This window comes from Paenibacillus sp. FSL W8-0194 (assembly GCF_037969745.1).
Taxonomy (GTDB): Bacteria; Bacillota; Bacilli; order Paenibacillales; family Paenibacillaceae; genus Paenibacillus_AQ; species Paenibacillus_AQ cookii.
The window spans coordinates 4,033,298-4,054,221 of the sequence record NZ_CP150205.1; the positions used below are offsets into that span (position 1 = coordinate 4,033,298).

The following is a 20,924-nucleotide window of genomic DNA, read 5'->3' on the forward strand; positions in this document are numbered from 1 at the left end:
CCTTCTTTATAAAAGCCATGGTTTGTACAGCGCAAATTCCGCTTCCTTCTGCCGGATCGCAAGCTCCGTCGCCTTTCTTTCCCATTGCTTTACCTTGGTCTCGATCGTTTTGATTTCAATGCCGGGCACGAGCCCTCTTTTCCATTTATTTTCGGCCAGCGCCAGCTCGTTCCGGGCATTCTGAAGATTGCGCAGCAGTTCTTCGTATTGCGATTGGTACTGCTGAATGCTTAAATAAGCGTTTTTTAGCGTATCCGCCAACTGTTCCTTGGCTTGGGAAAGCTCCATCTTGGCCGTTTCGACGTCCATCGCTTTCAGCCGATATTCGCTCGCCGCCGTCCCGTTGTAAAAAGACGCTTCCGCCATCGCTTGCTTCACCGCATTTTCCTGCTTGTACAACGCCGGGCTGCCGGAAGAAGTCATGTCCTGAATATGTAACCCGATGTCAAGCGCTTTGGGCTTGCTGTATATCGGTATGTCTACCAGTTCGTATGCCGTCCCTTGCTTTTTCCCCAACAGTTTGCTTAGGGCATCCTCGGCTTTTTGCGAAGCGGCTTTGCTTTCCGCGAGTTTTTTCTCGGCTTCCATTCTCGCCTGAACCGCCTTCGCTTTGTCGATCTCCGATATTTTGCCGCGGGCCGCCTTGGCGAGCGCAATGTTCTCCTCCTGGAGCGCAACGTCCAACGCTTCTTTGTCCGCTGCCTCATGATCGGCAGCCATGATCGCCTCATGGTAGGCTTTCATCGTTTGAAATTCCAGCTGATCCATGGCAAGGGGAACTTGCTTCTGTGCATCTTCGTACATGCTTGCGGCGGCCTCGTATCGTTTGTACGCCGCGCGCAGCGCTTCCGCGTCACTTGGACCGTTGTCATCCTCACCGTCATGGTTGTCCCGCCTGGTCACCTGCTTCAGCTCGTCCGCCGCGCTTTGGAGCATGATTGCGTTCCGCTCCACGTTTTGATTGGCCGCCTTCAGCAAATGGCTGCTTTCTTTCGCCCATTGGACGGCCTGCTCCAACGTCAGCTTGACTTGGTCGGCGCTTGATTCCACGATATAACCTTTGACCGCCGTTTCCGCCCGGGCAGGCTGCAGCATCGCCAATGCAACAAAAGCCGCCGCGGCAGCGGTCAAAGCCAAACGTCCAGTCCCTTTCATCGTCGCCCTCCCGATCCTGATCTTTTTTCATGCCGGCTTATGCCGAAACTTCCGGAACCCTTTCACATGGGACATATTCCCATAACACTGTACCATTGCGCATTTTTTCATTCCATCGTTCTCCCTTACATTCGCCTTACATTTTTGTCATCTACATCGAATGGATGAAAGAAAGTCCCGACTTTCACGCGGGATTCCCCGTAGATCAAGGAGAGGCAAGTAAACCTTTTGTGTCAAAACGCAAAAAAAAAGAACCCGGAGAGGATGACGATCTTCTCCGGGTTCCCTTCATGTTGTAGCCAAAGAGGGACGGGATGTTATGAAAAAGGATACCAAAATCCGCGCAGCACCTGAACTTTCAGCCAGATTCCGGCTGCGAGCAGCACGACCGCAAGCACGGCCATCGTCCAATCGAGCGGTTCCATGTCTTTGCCGCTGTACCAGGTACGGCGTTTTTGCGTCCCGAAACCGCGCAGCTCCATCGCGTTCGTGACGGAATCGATCCGGTGGAGCGCCGATTGAAGGACCGGCACGACGACCGCAGCCAAGTTTCGGATCCGCTGGGCGATGCTGCCGTCCTCTTTGGAGATGCCCATGCCGCGCGCCTGCATCGAATTCAGCGTGCTGCGGAATTCCTCCGTCAGATCCGGGATATACCGGAGGGCGATGCTGACCGCGTAGGCGATTTTGTACGGGACGCCGATCCGGTTCAGGCTTGCCGCAAACGCGCTCGGCTGCGTGGTGAAGATGCACAGGATCGTAATGGGCAGCAGCGTCAAATATTTGGCCGACAGCGTCAGCACGTAAAAAAGCGTTTCGCTGTTGATCGTATTGTACCCGAGCGGAATGACCGGCGTATCTGTGCCGGTAAGCAGCGTCGCGAACGTTGGCGTGATCAGCACGATAAAAATGCTGTTCAGCACGGTAAATATGATCATCAGCCAAAACAAAAACGCCATCCGCTTAAACGGAATGCCCGCCGTGACAAGCAGGGCGATGCCGACGACCAGCATCGGCACGAAGACGCGCAAATCCAGAAACATGTAGGTCATGACCGTCCAGGCCATAAAAAGCACCAGCTTGACCGCGCCGTCCAGCCGGTGAAACAGCGAGTTCCCAGGGGCGTAGAGGCTTCCCGTTCTATTCATGGCCTTTCCCCTTTTTCTCTGCGTTAATGAACGCCTGCACGAAACGCTCAGGCGATGCCAGCCCGTTGGCTTTCGCAAACAGCGACAGCGACGTTTCCTTCAAATGGGCGGCCTCCGTCACCTCCGGATCGCTCAGCACCTGCGCCACCGCATCCTCGGCGATGACCCGCCCCCCGCTCAGCACGACCGCGCGCACGGCATATTCCAGCGCCAAATACATGTCGTGGGTAATCAGCAAAAAGCCGATGCCTTGTCCCGCCAACGAAGCGATAAAATCCATAAACTCTTTATAATGGCGGTAATCCTGTCCGGCCGTCGGCTCGTCCAAAAGAATCAGCTTCGGTTCGAGCACCAAAATGGACGCGATGCTCAGCCGTTTTTTCTGCCCGTAGCTGAGCGCAGAGACCGGCCAATTGCGGAACGGGAACAGCCCGCACACTTTCAGCGCGTCCTCCACCCGCCGCTTGATCTCGGCCGCCGGCACGCCTCTCGCCTTGAGCCCAAGGCCCACCTCGTCGGCGATCATATGCTGCGTGATCATCCGGTTCGGATTCTGCATCACGTACCCGATCGCTTCGCCGCGGCGGCGGATCGACCAGGAGCCGATATCCTGCCCGTCATAACGCAGCTCGCCCGATTGCGGCTTCAAAATGCCGGTAATCAGCTGGGACAACGTCGACTTGCCTGCGCCGTTGTTGCCGAGCAGCGCCACGATTTCCCCGGCGCCGATCCGCAGGGACACGTCCTTGATGACCGGATGCTCCGCCTCGTAGCCGAAGTTCAGCCCTTTGACCTCCAGCAGCGGCGCGGCAGGCTGCAGGTCCGAAGCGTCCCCGCAGGTTTCGCACCAATGGTCGAGTTTCTCCTTCAGGTCCGGGATGTCAAGCCGCTGCGGCAGCCGCAAGCCGCTTACGCCTTCCAGCGGTACGCCCGCATACTGAAGCGCGTCGACGTACAGCGGCGGCCGCAAGCCGAATCCGTGGAGCGCGCCCGAAGACAAAATTTCGTCCGGGGTTCCTATGGCCGCGATTCTCCCTTCATTCATAAGCACGATCCGGTCCACCGGCTGCTGCAGCACGTCTTCGACGCGATGCTCGATGATGATGACCGTCTTTTGGCTTTGGCGATGGATGTCGTCGATCAGCTGCATCGCCTTCCGTCCGCTAGCCGGGTCCAAATTCGCCAGGGGCTCGTCGAACAGCAGCACCTCGGCGTCGGTGGACAACACCCCGGCCAAAGACACGCTCTGCTTTTGGCCGCCCGACAGCTCGTACGGGCTGTGCTCGGCATATTCCAGCATGTCGACCCTATTTAAAGATGCCGCCACTTCCCGCTTCATTTGCGGGCGCGGCATCGCTTTATTTTCCATGACGAAGGCGGTATCTTCGGCAACCGTCAGCCCGACGAACTGGGAATCCTGATCCTGCAGGATCGTTCCGACGGTGCGGCTGAGCTTAAATATGCTCGATTCCGACGGGTTTTGGCCGGCAATTTTCAGGCTGCCGCTGGTCTCCCCTCCGTACGTAAAAGGAATAAGCCCATTGATGCAATGGGCCAACGTCGATTTGCCGGAGCCGCTGGGACCCGCGATCCAGATTTTCTCGCCGGGATAAATATCCAGCGTAATCTCTTTCAGCGTAGGCTCCGACTGGTTTTTATACTTGAATCCGTATTGTTGAAACGAGATGATTGGCTGCATAACCTTCAAAAACTCCTATTCCTTCGGGCGCTTCCCGCGCGCCTACTCGTTCACGCTCAAGTGGCTCGTTTTGGCGTTTCTTTTCGCAAAGCCGATGACGGCCGGAACGCCAAGCACCAAAAAGACGACGATGTTCGAAATCGAGGCCGCGGCCACCTGCACGACCAGCTTGTCGGAAGGTTCGCCCATAAACGCGATGTCGAACCAGCCGGAGAAAAGCAGCGACAAGACGATGCCGACGATGCCGTACACGATAAACAGTCCGATATGCTTTCCTTTAAAACTTCCGTTTTGCGGATCGAATCCTTTGGACAAATAGATGAGTCCCATAAACGCGGCCGTAATGCCCGAACCAAGCGCCCAGCCCCACCATACCGTACCGCTGGTCAGCAGGTCGTTCAGCACGTGGCCGATCAGCCCTGCGACGAATCCGACGACGGGCCCGAACAACGCGCCGAAAATCGCCAGCAGCGCGATGGCCGGACGCAGCGACGTATCGGGACCAACGGGAATGCCGATGAAGCTGGTGGCTCCGTACAGGGCGGCGCCGATGCCGATGGTCACCACGGTTCTTGTGCTGAATTGAAAAATGGATTTCTTCAAAGCAATATCACCTTTCCGAAAGCGAGATATTCCAACATCTTTCACGTCCAAATACGAACATTAATCGATGATTGTACTCTTAATATAAGGGCACATGGGCGGGAAGGCAAAACTTTTTTTGTAAAAAGGCATATAGATTTTTTTGCAGCTAAACGCGGAGTGACGCAAAATGGAGCATAAAAACAAAAAAAGACCCATTTCTTTGATCGGAAATAAGGTCTTTTAAACACATTGTTTGCTTTTCGGGGAATGGCTCCGGGCAGCCGTTCGGCTTCTACGGCGTTAGTAAAACATGTACCGCCCAGCCGTCAGATTCAAGTCCGCCAGTTCATTTCCCTTCTGTTTGAAAATATAGTCGTTTTCGCCCTCCGCTCCGGCCCAGGCCACGCACAATATGACCCCTCCTTCGCCGGATGCGGCGAACAGGACCGAGAACATTCCGGGTACCATCTCCCCGCCGTCGTCCACGCGCCAGGTCGAAACCGGATCGTAGTCGGCCGTGAAATCCTTTGCCGCGATCCGCTCCCCCTCCCGCAGCACGAGAGACGCCGTGATCTTTTTTCCCTGCTTCCGGAATTGGACCACGTACAGCTCTTTGTCCGGCGCAATGTCGGCTATTTTCCAAATCTTATCGATCTTTTGGGATTTGGCAGCCTCGATGTTCCGCTTTACTTCGTCGCTTGCCCCGACCCTTGTTTCGGGCTTCACCTGCAGCAGGGAGGCGACGTTAAACCTGCCGCTGTTGGCCAAATAATAGGTTTCGTTCGGCTCGGCAATGCCGTCCACGACTTCGTACAGCAGTCCTTGGACGTTGCTGAAGTTGTTCGCGGACCGGGTTCCGTTATCCTGAGGGCCTTGGGGCTGTTTTTTGACGAATCGGATGTTGAGCGGCCGACCGTCTTTTCCAATGGCTGTATCGAGATCGTCTGCCTCCATGTTTTCGAACGAAAGGATGTACTTTCCGGTGTTGTCCGCAAAACCGTAGGTGTTTGCAAGCCGGGCCGCATCCAACCGCGGCGGGCTGCCGGCCCGGGCTCCGGCTTGCTGCTGCGAAGCAGTTGTTTTCGATCCTTCCGTGCCTGCCCCACGGGTTGGGTCGGGCTCGGAGCCCGCAGCCTCGGAAGTCCCGTCTTTCGGTCCCGATGCTTGCTTCGCCGGTTCGTCTGCACCCTTACGATCCGTTCCGCTGCCGCCGGGATCCGCCGTTTCGCCGCCGGGATCCGCCGTTTCGCCGCCCTCTTGCATGACCGTTCCGGACGGCACCGGGTCGGCATGACGCTCCGTCTTGCCCGCCTCCGTATTGGAACATCCTCCGATCACCAATGCGGCCAATAGAATAAAAAGCGGTCTTTTCATCTCCTTGCTCCCTTTTTATGGATTTATGATCTAAACGCAGCGGCGCTGAAAAAAGTTTCAGCTCCTTATCGCCCTTTTCGGGCCGGGTGAACATGCCATTTTCGACAAGCAGCGTACCTAGACCAGCCTTGTGCAGAAACACAGGTGACACCGATCTCCATCAGGCCAAACGAGAAGGGGCCTTATTTCCTGGGGAATAAGGCCCTTTCCACCCGCATTTTCATTCGGCGCGGCCGATCGCGCCGCAACCTTGGTCGGCTTCGCGCAGCATCGCATCGGCAATCGTCATAAAATCGTCCCGTCGGATCTCAAGATGGCCATAACGGAACGAATAACCCCAATGCGCATTTCCGCGCGCAAAGCTGAGCCGGTCGAGCAGGCCGGCGATCTTCACTTCGCGGCAAGGGGAATACCGGATATTTCTTCGGAAGGGCACAAACGATTCCGACATCGGGAATGCGTACACTTCGTCGTCGGCAACCTCCCCTATGGCGGTAAACGCCTGCAGCGGACGACCTGTACCCATTTCCGTTCGCGGCGAGTAGTAGATCAGCCAATCGCCCCGACGCATCTTTAGCAGCGGCGCCGACTTGCCGTGGCAGAGCTGGGCAAATCCTCCCAATACCCCTCGTTTGACATGAGACGCCGATACCACGCCGATCCAGAAGCGGCTCTGTTCGTTGATTTGTTCGAGTTGCATATCCGTTTTCCCTCCCTATGGATGAAGAAGGCTTGTTTTCCTGTGAAGCAGCCTTCCTGGTCTTCCTTTTCAATATACAAAAACGCTCCTGACACCCTTATGTCAGTAGCGTTCGGAAGTTTTTTCGACTTAGACTTACATGTTTTTTCCGCGGGTTTTCCGCCGGCCGAACAAGGAGCGGATCCCGTCGGCGGCCAAATAAAGCAGAGGAATCAGCTCGGCGACGATCAGGAACGGGACAAAGCCGTGATCGATCAAATAATCCAGCTCGGGCACCGTCCGCACCATAACCAGGGAAAGACCCACCATCGCGACGGTCATCGAAAGCGAAAACGGCTTATGGTCCTTCAGACCGAAGGCATGCGTCAAGCCGATCACGGATATGAACAGCAGCAAGCTGATCTTGATGAACAAGCTGGAGAGCCAAATCGCGATAATGAGCGGGTCCAAGTTTTCAAAAAAACCTCCCGGAGGAATGTACCGGATCAGCTCCAGCTCCGGATAAGTCAAGTTTCCGACCAGGGACGGCCCAAACAGCAAAATCGATGATATCAGGCCGACCAGAACGATGACGATCGAGGTGACGGTCGCCCAACAAAGGGACTTCATCGTTTTTGCGTGTTTTGCGAAAAAAGGAAACAGGAACACGATAAACGCCATTTCCCCGTACTGTGCCGCCATCGAATAGCTCCCGTTCCAAATTCCCGCCAAATTGAAATGGTTCACAAGGGCGATGGCCATGTTGAAATTAAGCTCTTTGTAAACAAACGGCGGAACCATAAAAATCCAAACGGCGCTGATGAAGAAAAAACCTTGCGCGGCTCGGAAAATGGTTCCGACTCCCGAACGGACGACATAAACGAAGGTGCACCCGAACAGCATCGCAATCGCCCAATCCGGCGTATCCTGCAAATAAATTTGTAAAATCAGATCCAATAGCTCCCGCAAAATAAGCGCAGCGACGAACAAGGCCGTAAACAGCATCACGAAGGTCAACGGATAATGCAGCCATTTGCCGACCAGTTCCCCGCCGTAGCTTGCAAAAGTCCGATCCGGCCGCTTCAATGCCAACCGGTAGGCGCCGTACGTCATTACCAAGCCCAGGCCGGCTCCCACAAGCAGTGAAACCCAGGCCATGTATTGGGCGCTTTTGATCAGCAGGGGGATGATAAAACCGAGCGTGGTCGTATACAGGTATTGCGAATACAGCATATAGATCTGGGATTGCGAGACCTTCTCCTTCGGCATGACAGCCTTCCTTTCATTTCCCTGCTTTCAACAGCTTCTCGACAGGGCCGAATATCCCTTCGATCAGCTTGGCGATCGTCCACTGGTGTTCCCAAAAGTATAATGCCTCCAGGAACAGGCACATCACAACCGCAGTACCCAATACGGCAGCAAACGTGCGTTTTTTTCGTCTTTTCTTGGTGAGGTACCGCCACTCATAACCGATGATGCAGATGTATGCGATGCCGATGACGATCATTTTTCATCCCTTCGTTTCGGAGTCAATGTATTCACGACCGATTCCTTGATCGTGCCGATCTGCCGAATCTTCACGTCCGGCCGCACACTGAACGCCAGAGATTCCGCGTAAATCTCCCTCCAATGCGGTTTGATGCGTTCCCACTGGCGGGGGTAAGTCCAATCGATGTAGCTCGAGAAATTGAACGCGTCCGTTTTCATGCTCCTGGTTTTGGTAATGGCTCCGGTAATTCTCCGGTGTATTTCGCGGTTCAGGCTCTGTTCGACGAGCTTCAGCATTCGAGGATCTTCCAAATCGATGTTGGAATCGGATGACAGAACGCCGGCGTCCGCGTCCGTTTCGATCTGTATCAGAATCCGGCTGCGCGACAGTTTCGGTTTCGTACGGGTATGTGCATTTCGGATCATGAAGCTGATATCCTTTCCATCCGTCGGCGATTGCACCGTAATCTCCGCATCCTTCAATTTGCCGAGGATCCATAACCCGCCCCGCATTTCCTTCATGGTTAACATGCCGACCATCCTCCCCTCTTTCAGGACGGCCGCGCCCACCGGATGAACCCATGTCTGCTCCTTTTCCTTTTCCGTTTCGATCCTGATCTTGTCAAGCTGCAATAAAGGAAGCACCGCATCCCCGCCGTTGTAATTGGCTGCCATTACATCTTTGGAGGCCGTATCGATCGTGGAGCGGAATTGGGAAAAGGCCGCCACAACATCGCTGGGAAACCTTTCGCTGACGGTGGCGATCGTGGCGATATCACGAGCTTTTTCCGTCGTGACGTATATTTTGGAATTCAAGTAAAAAGGCGCGTTGCGCCCGATAAACTCAAGTACCGGTTCGATCCCCTCCTCCGCCAGCTCCCTGCCGACGACGATCACCCTCGTTTGCCCAAAATTGATTCTTCGGGTCAGATTGGCCTGTATGTTGCGGTAAGCTTGACCAATGTCGGCTCCGGCTTGCGTCATGTAAGAATGGGCCTTCCCCTCCTGCTGCCCGGTACCCTCCGCTGTTCCCGGAATCAACCGGTTCGGAAGCGGAAAAACGAGCGTCAGTTCGATGCCTTGCTCCGCTTTGTCCACGATCAACATTCGCACGAAAAGCCGCTCGTTCAGCTCCAAAGAAGACCAGCAGCCGCTCAGTATGAGCAGAGGGAGGGAAAAGACGGCCAACATGACGGCTTTACGTATCATCGGTGCCTTTTTCAATCCCCTTCATCCTCCTGCACGACGTTTTGCCTTCTCCGGTTCGCCCCTGCGAAAGCGGGCCGTTTGTTCATCAGCGGCCACGGCACCCGGATGAATGTATCTTTGAGATCCCTGATGATCAATGGCGTCAGCGGCGATAAATACAGCGTCCCGAACGAACGCAAATTGATCAGATGGATATAAATTAAAATCAAGCCGCAAGCCAGTCCGAACAGGCCGAACACCCCCGATAAAATCATGATGGGAAACCGGAGCAGCCGAAACGCCAATCCCAAATCGAAGTGGGGGCTAATGAAAGAGGCGATGCCGGTAAGGGAAACGATAATGACCATAAAGGCCGAGACGATTCCCGCCTGCACCGCGGCCGTCCCGATAATCAGCGCACCGATGATGGAAACCGATTGGCCGATCGCTTTCGGGATGCGGACGGTGGCTTCCCGCAGCGCCTCGAAGGCGATCTCCATAATAAAAGCCTCGACAAGCGCCGGAAAGGGAACGATCTCCCTGGAGGCCGCGATCGATATCAGCAGACTCGAAGGGATGATCTCCGGGTGAAACGATGTGATGGCGATATAGGTGGAAGGCAGCGTCAAGGAAGCAATCAGAAAGACGTACCGGATCCACCGGATCCATGTCGCCGCCACGTAATGCTGGAAATAATCCTCGGCGGCCTGCATCAGCATGAACAGGGTCACCGGCGCCATCAATACGATCGGCGTTCCGTCCACGAGAATGGCTACCCTTCCTTCGAGCAGGGAAGCCGCGGCCACGTCGGGCCGTTCGGTGTATTGCATTTGGGGAAACGGAGAAAACGGGCTGTCTTTGATGAACTCCTCCAAATAGCTGCTTCCGATGACGCCGTCGATCTCGATTCCCGACAATCGTTTTTTTACTTCTTCCAGCAGTTCCGGCTTGCAAATCCCCTGCATGTAAGCAATGACCACTTTGGTTTTGGTTTGCGTGCCGATGTCCATCGACTCTAGTTTTAAGGACGGGGTTTTGAGGCGTTTCCGGAGCAGCCTGATATTGACGTCCAGGTCTTCGATAAAGGATTCGCGCGGCCCCCGGATGACGGATTCGTTCGGCGCTTCCTCGATCGCCCTTTTTTCGATCGAACTGCATGGTATATCAAGCATTCGCGGGTCTCCGTCGACCAACAGCAGCGCGTGCCCGTCCAAAACGGCGGCAAGTCCCTGATCCATGTCGGTGACGACGCTCAGGTCCGTGACGGACAAACGCTTTTGCTCGAACAGCTGCTCGTTGAACCTCCGTGCGTCTTCGGCTTCCAGCGAAAGCAAATCCCGCAACAATTCGTCCTGGACCGTGTTTTTGTCGATCATGCCCCGGAAAAATACCAAGGCGCATCTCCGGTCCGCGCCCGCATGAAACGTATGGATGATTAAATCGGAGCAGTGGACCAGTTCTTGCCGCACCCACTCCAGCCGTTCATCGAAGGTTTCCGGACGTTTGGCGCTCCGGTCTGCGGGCAGCGTCTCCCGGGACTCCTGCGGCTTTTCTGCGTTTTTTCTTTTTTGCGACCAAAAACGTATCGACATAGCTGCTCCCGTCCTTGATGTAATGTGGGTCACCCAAACGCTTCAATAGTTGGTTATTCAAAGCTTTGCTCCGCAAGGAAAATTTTATTCAACTTGGCGGGCGCTTTCCGGCGGCATGACCGGCAGCCATCCGTCCATCCATCCCCGTTAACCCTTTCGTTAACCATATGTTTCGCTGCCCTTTGCAGGTTATCCCGAATCCCCCTCCTTCCTGCCGTTGATTCCGCTTGTTTGATTAACCGTTTAATTATATAATTCATTCCGTACGCATGTTTATTACATGTTCGACCGCATGATGAATACGACAAAAGGTGGATATTTTCATGGAATTCAACGTAAACCGAGACAGCCTTTCCTTATTTGCGGCCCTGGCCTCCGACACGAGAATCAAAATGGTAGAGATGCTGAGCCGGGAACCGCTCAATATCAAGGAAATGGCACAAAAACTCGGCATCTCTTCGGCCATCGTCACCAAACATGTCCAACAGCTGAAGGAAGCCGGCATCATAGACACCGAAATTTCGTCCGGAAAGCGCGGCATGCAGAAAAAATGCTTTCTGGTCCTGGACCGGCTCACGCTCGTTTTCAAGCCGTCCGGCAGCGCGGACGAAATCATCCATCCGGACCAAAACGGCTATTCGGTATCGATTCCGGTCGGCCATTACGTGTCCTATCAGGTCAAACCTACCTGCGGGCTGGCATCGGAGGCCAAGCTGATCGGCATGCGGGACGACCCCCGCTATTTTGCGGAACCGGAACATGTCCATGCCCAGCATCTCTGGTTCGCCAGCGGTTACGTCGAATACCAAATCCCCAATTACATGGTAGAGAGCAAACTTCTGACCGACATCCGCATCTCGCTGGAGATCTGTTCCGAAGCTCCGGGTTACGATGAAAACTGGCCGTCGGACATTCTGTTTTCGGTCGGCGGGGTTGAGGTTTGCAAATGGACGTCCCCGGGAGACTTCGGCAGCGTGCGCGGAAAGCTTACCCCGCTTTGGTGGGATCAGGGAAGCACCCAGCACGGGCTGCTCAAAACGCTCTGGATCAATGCCGACGGCACGTTCATGGACGGCGTCCGGCTGTCCAGGATCAGCATCCAGGACATTCCCATCGCCCCCGCCAAACCGATCCGCTTCCGGATCAGTTCGCCCGAAGATGCCAAATATCCCGGCGGCGTCAGCCTGTTCGGCAGAAACTTCGGCAATTATGAACAAGACATCGAAGTGCAGATCCGTTATTAACCCTCCTCTATATCCCCCGGCCCCATCCTCCTTCGTTGCCGGTTATGAACTCTTTCGATTACGTGCATACTAAATGCTACGCATGGATTTTGGCTGAATCCTCTAGTATACGAAAACATCGAAGGAGGTAGGGGCATGAACACTTCCAATACGAGCGAGAACCCGCATACCCTTCCGGTTCCCTTGCATATCGACCGCAGCTGGCTGGATCAGCTGAATAACCGCCTGGAAAAAGGAGGCCCTTGGGGAGACTGGGGGCTGGCGCAGCTGGCCATCCGGGGAGAGGAAGCGCGGCTGGTCACCAGCTTCGACGAACTGCAGTGCCTGAAGCATTTGCAGGGTCTTTCCCCGCTCCCGCATCAGCTTGACACCACGCGCAAGGTGCTGTTCGAAATGTCCGGCAGAGCCATTTTGGCCGATGAAGTGGGCCTTGGCAAAACGATCGAAGCCGGGATGATTTTGAAGGAGTACATGATTCGCGGCCTCGTATCGAAAGTGCTGATCCTCGTGCCTGCTTCCCTTGTGCTGCAGTGGGTGCGCGAGCTCAACAGCAAATTCGGCATTCCCGCCATCGCCCAGAAAAAAGCCTACACCTGGCATTCCGATATCGTCGTCGCGTCCATCGATACGGCCAAACGGGATCCGCACAAAGACTTTTTGCTCAGCCAGGAATACGACATGCTGATCATCGACGAAGCCCATAAACTGAAAAACAAAAAGACGACCAACTACCAGTTCATTCAAAAGCTGCGCAAAAAATATTGCCTGCTCCTCACGGCCACGCCGGTCCAAAACGACATGACGGAGCTGTTTAATTTGATCACGCTGCTGAAACCAGGGCAGCTGGGCCGACAGGGCGACTTTGCCACCAATTTCGTCGTCGGCAAGCGGCAGCCGAAAAACCAGGAGCAGCTGAAGGACGAACTCGCCAAAGTCATGATCCGAAACCGCCGGGGCGAGGGCCCCGTCCAGTTCACGAAACGGCACGTCACCAACGTCAGCCTGCAGCTGTCGCCTGAAGAACAGGCTTTGTACGACGGCGTGACGGCCTTTGTCAAAGACGAATACCGGGCGTCCGGAGGAAATCTGAGCAGCATGCTGTCGCTCGTGACCCTGCAGCGGGAGGTTTGCAGCAGCCGGGACGCGGTATTCCTGACGCTGGTGAATCTTTCGAAAAAAATCCCGGACGAATCGCCCCTCACCGCCAAGGTGTGGGAGCTGGTCAACGCCATTCGCGCGATCAAGGCCAATACCAAAGCCGAAAAAACGATCGAGCTGATCCGGCAAATGAACGAAAAGGTCATCGTGTTCACCGAATACCGGGCGACCCAGGAATATTTGCTCCAATATTTTCAAAAACACGGCCTGATTTGCGTTCCTTACCGGGGCGGCATGAACCGCGGCAAAAAAGACTGGATGATGGATCTTTTCCGCGGGCGCGCGCAGGTGATGATCGCGACCGAAGCCGGCGGCGAAGGCATCAACCTGCAGTTTTGCCACCATATGATCAACTTCGACCTTCCGTGGAACCCGATGCGCGTCGAGCAGCGGATCGGGCGGGTCCACCGCCTCGGACAGCAAAACGACGTCAAAATTTATAACCTGTCCACCTCCGGGACGATCGAGGAGCATATTCTGCATCTGCTCCACGAAAAGATCAACATGTTCGAAATGGTCATCGGCGGGCTCGACGTCATCCTCGAACGGTTCGAAAAACAGGAATCGCTGGAAAAAAGACTCGTCAAAATGTTCCTCGAATCCGACTCGAACGAGGAAATCCGGCAAAAAGTGAACTCGCTTGGCCAAACCCTGGACCAAATCAAGCAGCAGGTCGATTATGAATCGGAAACGATGAAGGAGGAGGAAGCCTGAGATGAGCATGTCTCCGCAGGAGGTCCAGGAACATATGATGACCTACCTGGAAAGCACGGAATGCCAGATCATCGAAAAATCGCCGTACCATGTGACGGTCAAGCTGTCTCCGCAGGCTGACCGGCAGCTGACGGGCAGGCCTTATTATTGGGGATTCGTCGACCGAACCGGCGCGGAGCCGGAGACGTTATCCTTTACGTTCGTTTTCGACCCGGAACGCTACGACCAACACGAGCAGGAAAAAACCGCGGCCGCGCGGCAGCAGGATCATCTCCTGTCGCGTTATTACGGGACGGCGCCCCTCCTGCCGCAGCTCGGCCCCGGGCGCATCCAACGCGAGGACGTCACTTACGGCAGCGCAAGGCTGCAGCAAATTTGGAATGCCGCCCGCCAGGAAGGTTTCTGCCTGTATCTGTTCGAGCAGCCGCCTTCGCTGCAGCGCGAAACGCTGTTTTCGGCCCCTTACGAGCCGTGGCTGGGCGTCTGCTTCAAAGCGGAAATGGCGTGCGACATGAAAAAGGAAGAACTTCATTTCATCGGAATTTCCCTTGTCAGCGGGCAGATCGCTTCCCCGTTTCCCGATCGGCTGAAGGGACTGGCCTTGAGTCCGCGCCTGCCCGAAAACGTTCATATCAAGCCGGCAACGCTTTCGATTGACGCCGCAGCCGGACTGCTGGAATCCTATTTGACCGGAAAGCTGGCCGAGATGGACTACGGCTGGGCCGAACAGGCCAAGGAACGCCTGAAGGAGGAACTCGCGGTCATCGACATCTATTACGAGGATCTTCTGAAGGAACCCGACGAGGAGAAGCTGGCCGCGATCCGAGAGCAATTCGCCAGCAGACGGAGCGAAACGACATGGCAATACGAGCCCAAAGTACATCTGTCCGCCATAACCTGCGGCCTGTTTCATCTCCGCTCAAAAGGGTAGATTTATTTAGACCTTCCTCGCTAAAAGCAGGCAAAAATAGAACCGGAGCCGCCTCCGTCCGCGTGACAGCATGCAACAGCCTTTTTACGGCTTGTCCATTACAATAAGAAAAAAGTCTATCGGCGTGCTTCAAAGAAAATCAATCGCCATTTAGCGAGCTTATCCCGGGATGAACCGAATGTTCGTCCTGCCGTAAACTTTAAAAGCCTATGTATCTCGGGAAAAAGCGGAAAAAAGGAAAGGGTGAACCCAATGAACCCTGCGACTATGCTTTCTTTTGCCACAAAAACGGCGGCTGCGCTCCTTCTCGCCGGATGTCTCGTCCCGACAGGGGCCGCGCTTGCATCCGGCAGCAGCGGCGCCTCGAATTCCGACGCAGCGATCCATTTGGCCCTGCCGGCCTCTACTGCCGTTTACGGCCTGCGTCAAGCCGCCGTCCCGTCTTCGCTGCAAAGCTTTACGGAGACCATCGTGAGCGAGCTTTCGAAACAAGATTCGTTCCAGGACTGGAAGGACGCCGGCATCTCGTACGATCCGCTCGGACCGGGCACGCACAGCTGGCTTGTGACCGTCAGCCGAGACGGCAAACCGGTCGGCTATTTGATTCTGACCTCAACCGATGACGGCAACTACATGCTGAGCGAATACGGACGCGAGGATGCGATGCCGTTCAACGCCCAAGCGCTGCGTGAGCAATTGAAAGAACGAGGCTTCCTCGGGCCGGGTTCGAAGCTGGCCGCCGGCGCAAACGTCGAAGCGCGTTACTTTACCCTGCTGCCGGTGTGGAAAATTACGCTGCCCGGCAAATCAACGATTTATCTTCACGCGATTACCGGCGAAGAGCTTCCGGTGCCGTCCGGCCGGGAAAAAGCGCCCCTTGGAGGCCTCGCTTCCCGAAAAGGACTCCATCTGACGAGCACGATGCTGCCAAAGCAGCAGCGGACAAGCGATCCGTACGATAATCTGCTTTGGCTTCAATCGCCGAAGCTATCGCTGACGGGCAGCCAGGATTTGCTTCAAGCCATGCGGAACGGACGAAGCAGCCTCGTATTTACGTCCCCCGGGCGAAATGCGGACTTTGGAGCTCCTTTCGTCGTGAACGGACTGCATGCTTGGCAGGTTGCGGGCACCGGCAAAGAAAAGTTATACGCGGCCACCGGCCCGAACGGCACCAGGTTTCTTCCTGCCTCCGAGCTCATGGCGCGGGGCGAATTCCGATCATTGAACGTGTCCTATTTATGAAGCGAAGCGCGAAGCAGCCGATATGTTGAACATAACAAAGACGCCCGGCCATACTCGGCAAGGCGTCTTTTTCAAATGTATTCCCGATTTTTTATTTCCGGTCTTTTTTGTCGGACGGCCGCTTCATCAACATGATTCCGAGCGGGATCATCCCGAACCATTTTTCCGACCAAGGTTCTTTCGTTCTGCGCCGCCGTTCCTCTTTGGGAGTTTCCATAAACGTCACGACGCGTTCCGTGATGTATTTGACAAGCTCTTCTCCGCTAGCCACTTGTGCGCATCCCCTTTCGCAGCTGTGATAGCATTAGCTTTCGCAAAACCCCGCGTTTTTAAACAAAGCTTCCCCGGAATCCACCGCGGCAGTTTATCCCATGATTTGCAACGTCCATCCTACACATGCATTTTTTTCCGACAATTGCGCATTCTAAAGCTGTGCAGGAACGGACTGGACCAGACTTTGGTTCATCCGGATACGTTTCGAAAGGATGGCCTCAACGTATGAACAAACTTTTGAAGCCCGTTTTTCTCGTTTTTATGGCGTCTGTGCTTGCCTTTCCTCCGACCGTAAGGGCTCAGCATGCGCTAAGCCCGGAGGAAGTGAAGGATCACCCTGCGTTTATCCGCGACGTCATCATCATCGATGCGGGACATGGCGGCATCGACGGAGGAACGTCATTCCAGAATATTATGGAAAAAGACATCAACCTTGCCATCGCGCAAAAAGTGTTTATGCTCCTTCGCAGCATGGGCTACCATGCCGTGCTGAACCGGACAGGCGACTACGCGCTGAGCGAGGAAAACCATTGGCTCGGCACGAGGTCCAGGCATTTGCGGGATTTGGCGCAGCGAAAAGAGCTCAGCCGGCAAATCCCGACCCTGGTGGTCGTCAGCCTTCATGTCAATTGGGGACGAAACACCTCCAAACGCGGCGGACTCGTCCTTTTTCAAAACGAAGGCCGCAGCGTCCTGCTTGCCTCGGCCATTCAGCAACAGCTGGATCAGCTATACGGCTTTAAAGGAAATATCGAGCATGGCCGTCCATTTTACCTGTTGAACCAAATTGCCGATCCGGCCGTCATTGTCGAAACCGGCTTTCTCAGCAATTCCGCAGACCGCGCCATGCTGACCGACCGCAGAGGTCAATTGCAAATCGCCAAGGCGATTGCGGACGGGATCAATTATTATTTGACGGTAATATAGGCGAAGGTTGCCAGCCCCATATATCCCGCACCAAGTCGCTGATGCCGACGAAAGAGACATGCTCCTGCATTTTCGGGGCGACGTTTTTCAGCACTTCGGCCGTCTTTTTGCCTTGCGTTCCGACATGTCCGATCGTGATGCAGTTATCATGTTCGAGGGCATACGCTTCGACGGCTTTCATTTGTTTGGCAATATGGCTGACCGTGTGGGAGTCGTCGAGAAAAATATGGTTGGCGACCGGCGGCATGCCCATGTTTGCGGCCAGTTTGCCCACGACCGAGTGGTAGTTCGTTTTGCTGTCGACAAAAAACAGCCCCCGCTCGCGGCATACCTGCAGCACGATGGACATGATCCGCTCGTCGCCCGTAATTTTCGATCCCATATGGTTGTTCATCCCGATTGCATGGGGAACGTTGTCGATCGCCTCTTCGACCTTTCTCCGCACCTCTTCATCGCTCATTTTGGACGTAATCGCTCCCGGTCCGAGCCATTTCGGGTTTCCATGCTTCGGTTCCATCGGCATATGGACAATGACGTCGTAACCTTTTTGATGAGCCAGCTCCGCATCGGTTTGCGTCGTCGGAAGGAACGGCATGATCGCGACGGTGAGCTTGATCGGCAAGGACAACATCTCTTGCGTCCCCCCCTGACCGTTGCCGAAGTCATCGATGATTACCGCAACCTTTTTTTCTTTTTTTGCGGCCTTTTGAGCGGCTTCCCCGTGTTGTCCCTGTTCAAGGAACGTTTTCGAATCCGCATTCGCACCGTACGACTGCTGCGCCGATGCGCCGAATGCGGGGACGGCAGCCAAAAGCAGGACCAGCCCGGCAGTCTTCATGCACATGCCCCAACGTGATGTCTTCGATGATTTCAAAAGCCCTCTTCCTCCTTTTCGCTTGCTGCAATACTTCTTCCCTCATTGTTTGAGAAAGCAGGTGGAAATATGTATTCGTCTCCAAAAAGGAAAAGATAAAAAAGCGACCAACGCGTATCATCGCGTTGACCGCTTCATCATGTTATCCAAGGTTACGGTTTCGCCGGCAGTCCGTTCGCCTCCCGGATCAGGGTGAAGAACGGGTCAGCGAGAACCGGCTGGAACTCCGGACCCAGCGAATCCGTCAACCTCACCACATCGGTCGGCGTCATGCTCCAGGCCAGCAGTCCGAGCGATACGAACAGCGGCGATTGGCCGTCCCAGTTCGCTTTGGCTTCCGCCAGCACCTTTTGCCCGTCCTCTACCGTGCCGATGCCCCGGATCGTCGACACCGGCAGGTTCCCGTTTAGAATATCTACTCCGAAACGGTCTTCCCAGCTCAGGAAAAGCCCGTTCGGCCGGTAAGTCTCCGCATACGCTTTGACCACCGTATCGCCGAGCGGAACGTTTTGGTTCGCCACACGGTTCAGGACATATGGAACGGTCATGCCGGTCTTTTTAAGGTAGGAAGAAGTTTTTTTCAGGAAATCGGGCAATGTTGTCTCCGGCCAGGCGTTCGGGTAGAAATAACCGCCGCCGGACGGGCCTGCGACCCATTGGTCGTTGGCGGTGGCAGTGTTCCGGTAATAGCTCAGCATCGCAGGCGCGCCGTCATAGAGCAGCGGGCTGGAGGTCCAATTGATCGGCACTTTGCCGCGGTTCGGGTCGTCCCACAACTGGCGCAAGCGATGCTGGTTGTACTGGAAGTTATCGCCTTCGCTGAAGGTATAAGTGACATATATTTTATTTTCAAGCTTCGGCGCCTTGACCTTTTCGTTCGGGAGCGGACCGAGACCTTTCGCCTGCGTGCCGGAGAATACCGTCAGGTTACTGAACCAATCGGCAGCCAGCACGTATACGCTGTGATTCGACAAAAGCTCCACCCCGTTGAACTCGCCTTCGGTATCATTGCTGAACCAGCCGAGATAGGGCGTCCCTGCCGGAACATCGGACAGGATTTTGTCGAACAACGCCTTTTGCTCCGGCGTATTGGTGCCCAGCCAGAACACCATCGCTTTGTTGGCGACCGCGTAATCGCGCAAATACCCGTAAGGCTCCTTCCGTTCCGAAGAAGGCGGCGCTTCGTTGCCGGCATATACTTTGAACTGGTTCCACATGTCCACCGAAGCCGTCAACGACTTGGTCCCTGCCGGCAATTTAAACTCGTAGACGAAGTACCGGCCGTTGTCCGCAAACCGGTGTCCGCCGCTGCCGCTCGAGAGCTGGGAGCTTTGGGCATCGTACAGGAAAGGGGTTTCGCCGTCGGTTCCAGGCACGAATCGGGCGATGGTCCGGCCGTCGGCTTGTACCGTTACTTCATGAACGGCGGAGCCCCATCCGTCCTGCTGGAAAGCATCCTCGAACCGAAGGTATACCGCATCCCTGCCCAAAAAAGAGGTCAGATCGAGATTATACGTGTTGCGGTTTTTGGCATCGCGTTCCTGCGTCTTCTCCTCCACCACCACCTTAAACGACGGCGGAAGTCCCGGAGGCAGCTTCACCGGCGTATCCGGGCTGAGCCCGATGAGCATCCGGTGCGTCGTCTGCTTCCACAAGTTCTCGTACTGCCAATTGTAGGCGTCCATCCGATCCTTGAATTTGCCTTGAAGATCATCGAGCACGTTCAGGCCGTATGGAGCGGCCGTGAGCTTCGGCACGAGGTCCGGACTGGCCACAACGGCATCCTTCAATCCGGCAAGCGTCGTCGCCACGTTGATGCTGTCCGGCACCTTCGGATCGTATACGATAAGTCCCTTCGCTTCATGTTTGAATTCCGATACCACTTCCCAAGGGTCGTTATGCACCGTATAAGGCACCTGAAGATCGTTCAGCCAGGTCATTTTTCCTTCTTCCTCGTTTTCAAGCAAATAAATCCGCGGTTGATTCCGATTGACGATGCCCTGCAGCGTCGCCAGCAAAATTTTGACATCCCCGGGCGCGTCGTAGACATCCGCCACATCCAGATGTTTAACTTTGGCGAACGACGGGAGCGCTTGCGAATCGGGCCACTTGATCCCCTTGGAGGAGGATGACGGGCCGGCTGCCGATTCCGCTGTTGCATGAAGGGACATGGACAGCACGCAAACCAATGCGAGACAAAGCGTGGTGAACTTTCGTAACATGAACAATACACCTCAACTTTACGCTGAATTGGTCGGCAAATGAAAGAAACGAACTTGTTCTGCCGGCTGAACATTCAAGAATCCCGCACACGCTGTCTCGCCTGAAAACTGAACCGATATTTCTTTCACTGCAGATATATAATACATATTTAATATATTCAATATATATATTCAAGACATTCGACAAAAGTAGTGTAAAAATAGTGCTGTCGGCGCATCGTTAAGCGGTTCATTCAGCCCGTCTCTTTCGATTGATATTCCGGCGATTGATACTCCGGCATTACCCCAATTCGCATACGACTCTCTGGCCATGATGCCGGCCGGTTTATCGATCGATTGCGGCGGCATGACGCTTTTCACGAAATTTATCGCGATTGGGAATAAATGGAGACGAGTCGGCATGTTTATAAAATGATAGGGTATACGCCGAT

The 20,924-nt window shown here is 54.9% G+C and carries 18 protein-coding genes; 5 read left to right on the forward strand and 13 right to left on the reverse strand.

Translation table 11 applies throughout. The features are described 5' to 3' along the window. Positions 1-6 precede the first annotated feature (6 nt). The 10 genes from MKY58_RS18365 to MKY58_RS18410 form a co-directional block, all read right to left on the reverse strand. Positions 7-1,155: a TolC family protein gene (locus MKY58_RS18365; RefSeq protein ID WP_339321520.1), complete on the reverse strand. Its 1,149-nt coding sequence runs from the start codon at positions 1,153-1,155 to the stop codon at positions 7-9. 317 nt (positions 1,156-1,472) lie between these two features. Then, the gene (locus MKY58_RS18370; protein ID WP_339321521.1) at positions 1,473-2,303 is read right to left on the reverse strand and encodes an energy-coupling factor transporter transmembrane component T; all 831 of its coding nucleotides are present in this window, start codon (positions 2,301-2,303) and stop codon (positions 1,473-1,475) included. Beyond that, positions 2,296-4,002 carry a DUF3744 domain-containing protein gene (locus MKY58_RS18375; RefSeq protein WP_339321522.1) on the reverse strand — a complete coding sequence of 569 codons (1,707 nt, stop codon included), beginning with the start codon at positions 4,000-4,002 and terminating at the stop codon, positions 2,296-2,298. The genes MKY58_RS18370 and MKY58_RS18375 overlap by 8 nt, the downstream gene beginning before the upstream one ends. A 42-nt stretch (positions 4,003-4,044) precedes the next feature. Beyond that, entirely contained in the window at positions 4,045-4,593 is a 549-nt protein-coding gene (locus tag MKY58_RS18380) for an ECF-type riboflavin transporter substrate-binding protein (protein WP_339325199.1), read from the reverse strand. A gap of 294 nt (positions 4,594-4,887) precedes the next feature. After that, positions 4,888-5,961 (reverse strand): hypothetical protein, encoded by a 1,074-nt coding sequence (locus tag MKY58_RS18385; RefSeq protein ID WP_339321523.1) that lies wholly within the window; start codon positions 5,959-5,961, stop codon positions 4,888-4,890. Between the two features lie 220 nt (positions 5,962-6,181). Next, positions 6,182-6,661, reverse strand: coding sequence for an EVE domain-containing protein (locus MKY58_RS18390; RefSeq protein WP_339321524.1), 480 nt, complete (start codon positions 6,659-6,661; stop codon positions 6,182-6,184). A 135-nt stretch (positions 6,662-6,796) separates the two neighbouring features. Continuing rightward, on the reverse strand, positions 6,797-7,909 hold the full coding sequence (locus tag MKY58_RS18395) for an endospore germination permease (protein WP_339321525.1): 1,113 nt from the start codon (positions 7,907-7,909) through the stop codon (positions 6,797-6,799). Positions 7,910-7,922: 13 nt separating this feature from the next. Then, positions 7,923-8,147 carry a hypothetical protein gene (locus MKY58_RS18400; RefSeq protein WP_339321526.1) on the reverse strand — a complete coding sequence of 75 codons (225 nt, stop codon included), beginning with the start codon at positions 8,145-8,147 and terminating at the stop codon, positions 7,923-7,925. Beyond that, complete coding sequence (locus tag MKY58_RS18405; protein WP_339321527.1) at positions 8,144-9,352, reverse strand: Ger(x)C family spore germination protein; 1,209 nt, start codon at positions 9,350-9,352, stop codon at positions 8,144-8,146. The genes MKY58_RS18400 and MKY58_RS18405 overlap by 4 nt, the downstream gene beginning before the upstream one ends. Next, a complete protein-coding gene (locus MKY58_RS18410; RefSeq protein ID WP_339321528.1) occupies positions 9,349-10,908 on the reverse strand; it encodes a spore germination protein in 1,560 nt (519 codons plus the stop codon). Before MKY58_RS18410 ends, MKY58_RS18405 begins: the two co-directional genes overlap by 4 nt. Before the next feature lie 323 nt (positions 10,909-11,231). Between MKY58_RS18410 and MKY58_RS18415 the strand changes: the two genes are divergently transcribed. From MKY58_RS18415 to MKY58_RS18430, 4 genes are all read left to right on the forward strand, one after another. Further along, entirely contained in the window at positions 11,232-12,152 is a 921-nt protein-coding gene (locus tag MKY58_RS18415) for a helix-turn-helix domain-containing protein (protein ID WP_339321529.1), read from the forward strand. A 135-nt stretch (positions 12,153-12,287) separates the two neighbouring features. After that, positions 12,288-14,024 carry an SNF2-related protein gene (locus MKY58_RS18420; RefSeq protein WP_036706761.1) on the forward strand — a complete coding sequence of 579 codons (1,737 nt, stop codon included), beginning with the start codon at positions 12,288-12,290 and terminating at the stop codon, positions 14,022-14,024. Position 14,025: 1 nt separating this feature from the next. After that, positions 14,026-14,955 carry a YqhG family protein gene (locus MKY58_RS18425; protein WP_339321530.1) on the forward strand — a complete coding sequence of 310 codons (930 nt, stop codon included), beginning with the start codon at positions 14,026-14,028 and terminating at the stop codon, positions 14,953-14,955. 252 nt (positions 14,956-15,207) lie between these two features. Beyond that, positions 15,208-16,197, forward strand: a complete 990-nt coding sequence (locus tag MKY58_RS18430; protein ID WP_339321531.1) for a hypothetical protein — start codon at positions 15,208-15,210, stop codon at positions 16,195-16,197. A 91-nt stretch (positions 16,198-16,288) separates the two neighbouring features. Here MKY58_RS18430 and MKY58_RS18435 read toward each other — a convergent pair whose 3' ends face one another. After that, the gene (locus MKY58_RS18435; RefSeq protein ID WP_036706753.1) at positions 16,289-16,468 is read right to left on the reverse strand and encodes a YqzE family protein; all 180 of its coding nucleotides are present in this window, start codon (positions 16,466-16,468) and stop codon (positions 16,289-16,291) included. 227 nt (positions 16,469-16,695) lie between these two features. Here MKY58_RS18435 and MKY58_RS18440 point away from each other — a divergent pair, with 227 nt between their 5' ends. Then, positions 16,696-17,397 carry an N-acetylmuramoyl-L-alanine amidase gene (locus MKY58_RS18440; RefSeq protein WP_339321532.1) on the forward strand — a complete coding sequence of 234 codons (702 nt, stop codon included), beginning with the start codon at positions 16,696-16,698 and terminating at the stop codon, positions 17,395-17,397. Here the strand turns inward: MKY58_RS18440 and MKY58_RS18445 are convergent. Further along, the gene (locus MKY58_RS18445) at positions 17,372-18,271 is read right to left on the reverse strand and encodes a divergent polysaccharide deacetylase family protein (RefSeq protein WP_339321533.1); all 900 of its coding nucleotides are present in this window, start codon (positions 18,269-18,271) and stop codon (positions 17,372-17,374) included. The two genes, MKY58_RS18440 and MKY58_RS18445, sit on opposite strands and share 26 nt — an antisense overlap. Before the next feature lie 152 nt (positions 18,272-18,423). Further along, positions 18,424-20,493 (reverse strand): GxGYxYP domain-containing protein, encoded by a 2,070-nt coding sequence (locus MKY58_RS18450; RefSeq protein ID WP_339321534.1) that lies wholly within the window; start codon positions 20,491-20,493, stop codon positions 18,424-18,426. Positions 20,494-20,924: the final 431 nt, after the last annotated feature.

Excerpts from the sequence above, each read along its gene's own strand:
- MKY58_RS18375 (WP_339321522.1), bottom strand. The coding sequence starts at position 4,002 with ATGCAGCCAATCATCTCGTTTCAACAATACGGATTCAAGTATAAAAAC.
- MKY58_RS18390 (WP_339321524.1), bottom strand. The coding sequence starts at position 6,661 with ATGCAACTCGAACAAATCAACGAACAGAGCCGCTTCTGGATCGGCGTG.
- MKY58_RS18365 (WP_339321520.1), bottom strand. The coding sequence starts at position 1,155 with ATGAAAGGGACTGGACGTTTGGCTTTGACCGCTGCCGCGGCGGCTTTT.
- MKY58_RS18410 (WP_339321528.1), bottom strand. The coding sequence starts at position 10,908 with ATGTCGATACGTTTTTGGTCGCAAAAAAGAAAAAACGCAGAAAAGCCG.
- MKY58_RS18425 (WP_339321530.1), top strand. The coding sequence starts at position 14,026 with ATGAGCATGTCTCCGCAGGAGGTCCAGGAACATATGATGACCTACCTG.
- MKY58_RS18370 (WP_339321521.1), bottom strand. The coding sequence starts at position 2,303 with ATGAATAGAACGGGAAGCCTCTACGCCCCTGGGAACTCGCTGTTTCAC.
- MKY58_RS18420 (WP_036706761.1), top strand. The coding sequence starts at position 12,288 with ATGAACACTTCCAATACGAGCGAGAACCCGCATACCCTTCCGGTTCCC.
- MKY58_RS18415 (WP_339321529.1), top strand. The coding sequence starts at position 11,232 with ATGGAATTCAACGTAAACCGAGACAGCCTTTCCTTATTTGCGGCCCTG.
- MKY58_RS18430 (WP_339321531.1), top strand. The coding sequence starts at position 15,208 with ATGAACCCTGCGACTATGCTTTCTTTTGCCACAAAAACGGCGGCTGCG.
- MKY58_RS18450 (WP_339321534.1), bottom strand. The coding sequence starts at position 20,493 with ATGTTACGAAAGTTCACCACGCTTTGTCTCGCATTGGTTTGCGTGCTG.
- MKY58_RS18440 (WP_339321532.1), top strand. The coding sequence starts at position 16,696 with ATGAACAAACTTTTGAAGCCCGTTTTTCTCGTTTTTATGGCGTCTGTG.
- MKY58_RS18395 (WP_339321525.1), bottom strand. The coding sequence starts at position 7,909 with ATGCCGAAGGAGAAGGTCTCGCAATCCCAGATCTATATGCTGTATTCG.
- MKY58_RS18385 (WP_339321523.1), bottom strand. The coding sequence starts at position 5,961 with ATGAAAAGACCGCTTTTTATTCTATTGGCCGCATTGGTGATCGGAGGA.
- MKY58_RS18400 (WP_339321526.1), bottom strand. The coding sequence starts at position 8,147 with ATGATCGTCATCGGCATCGCATACATCTGCATCATCGGTTATGAGTGG.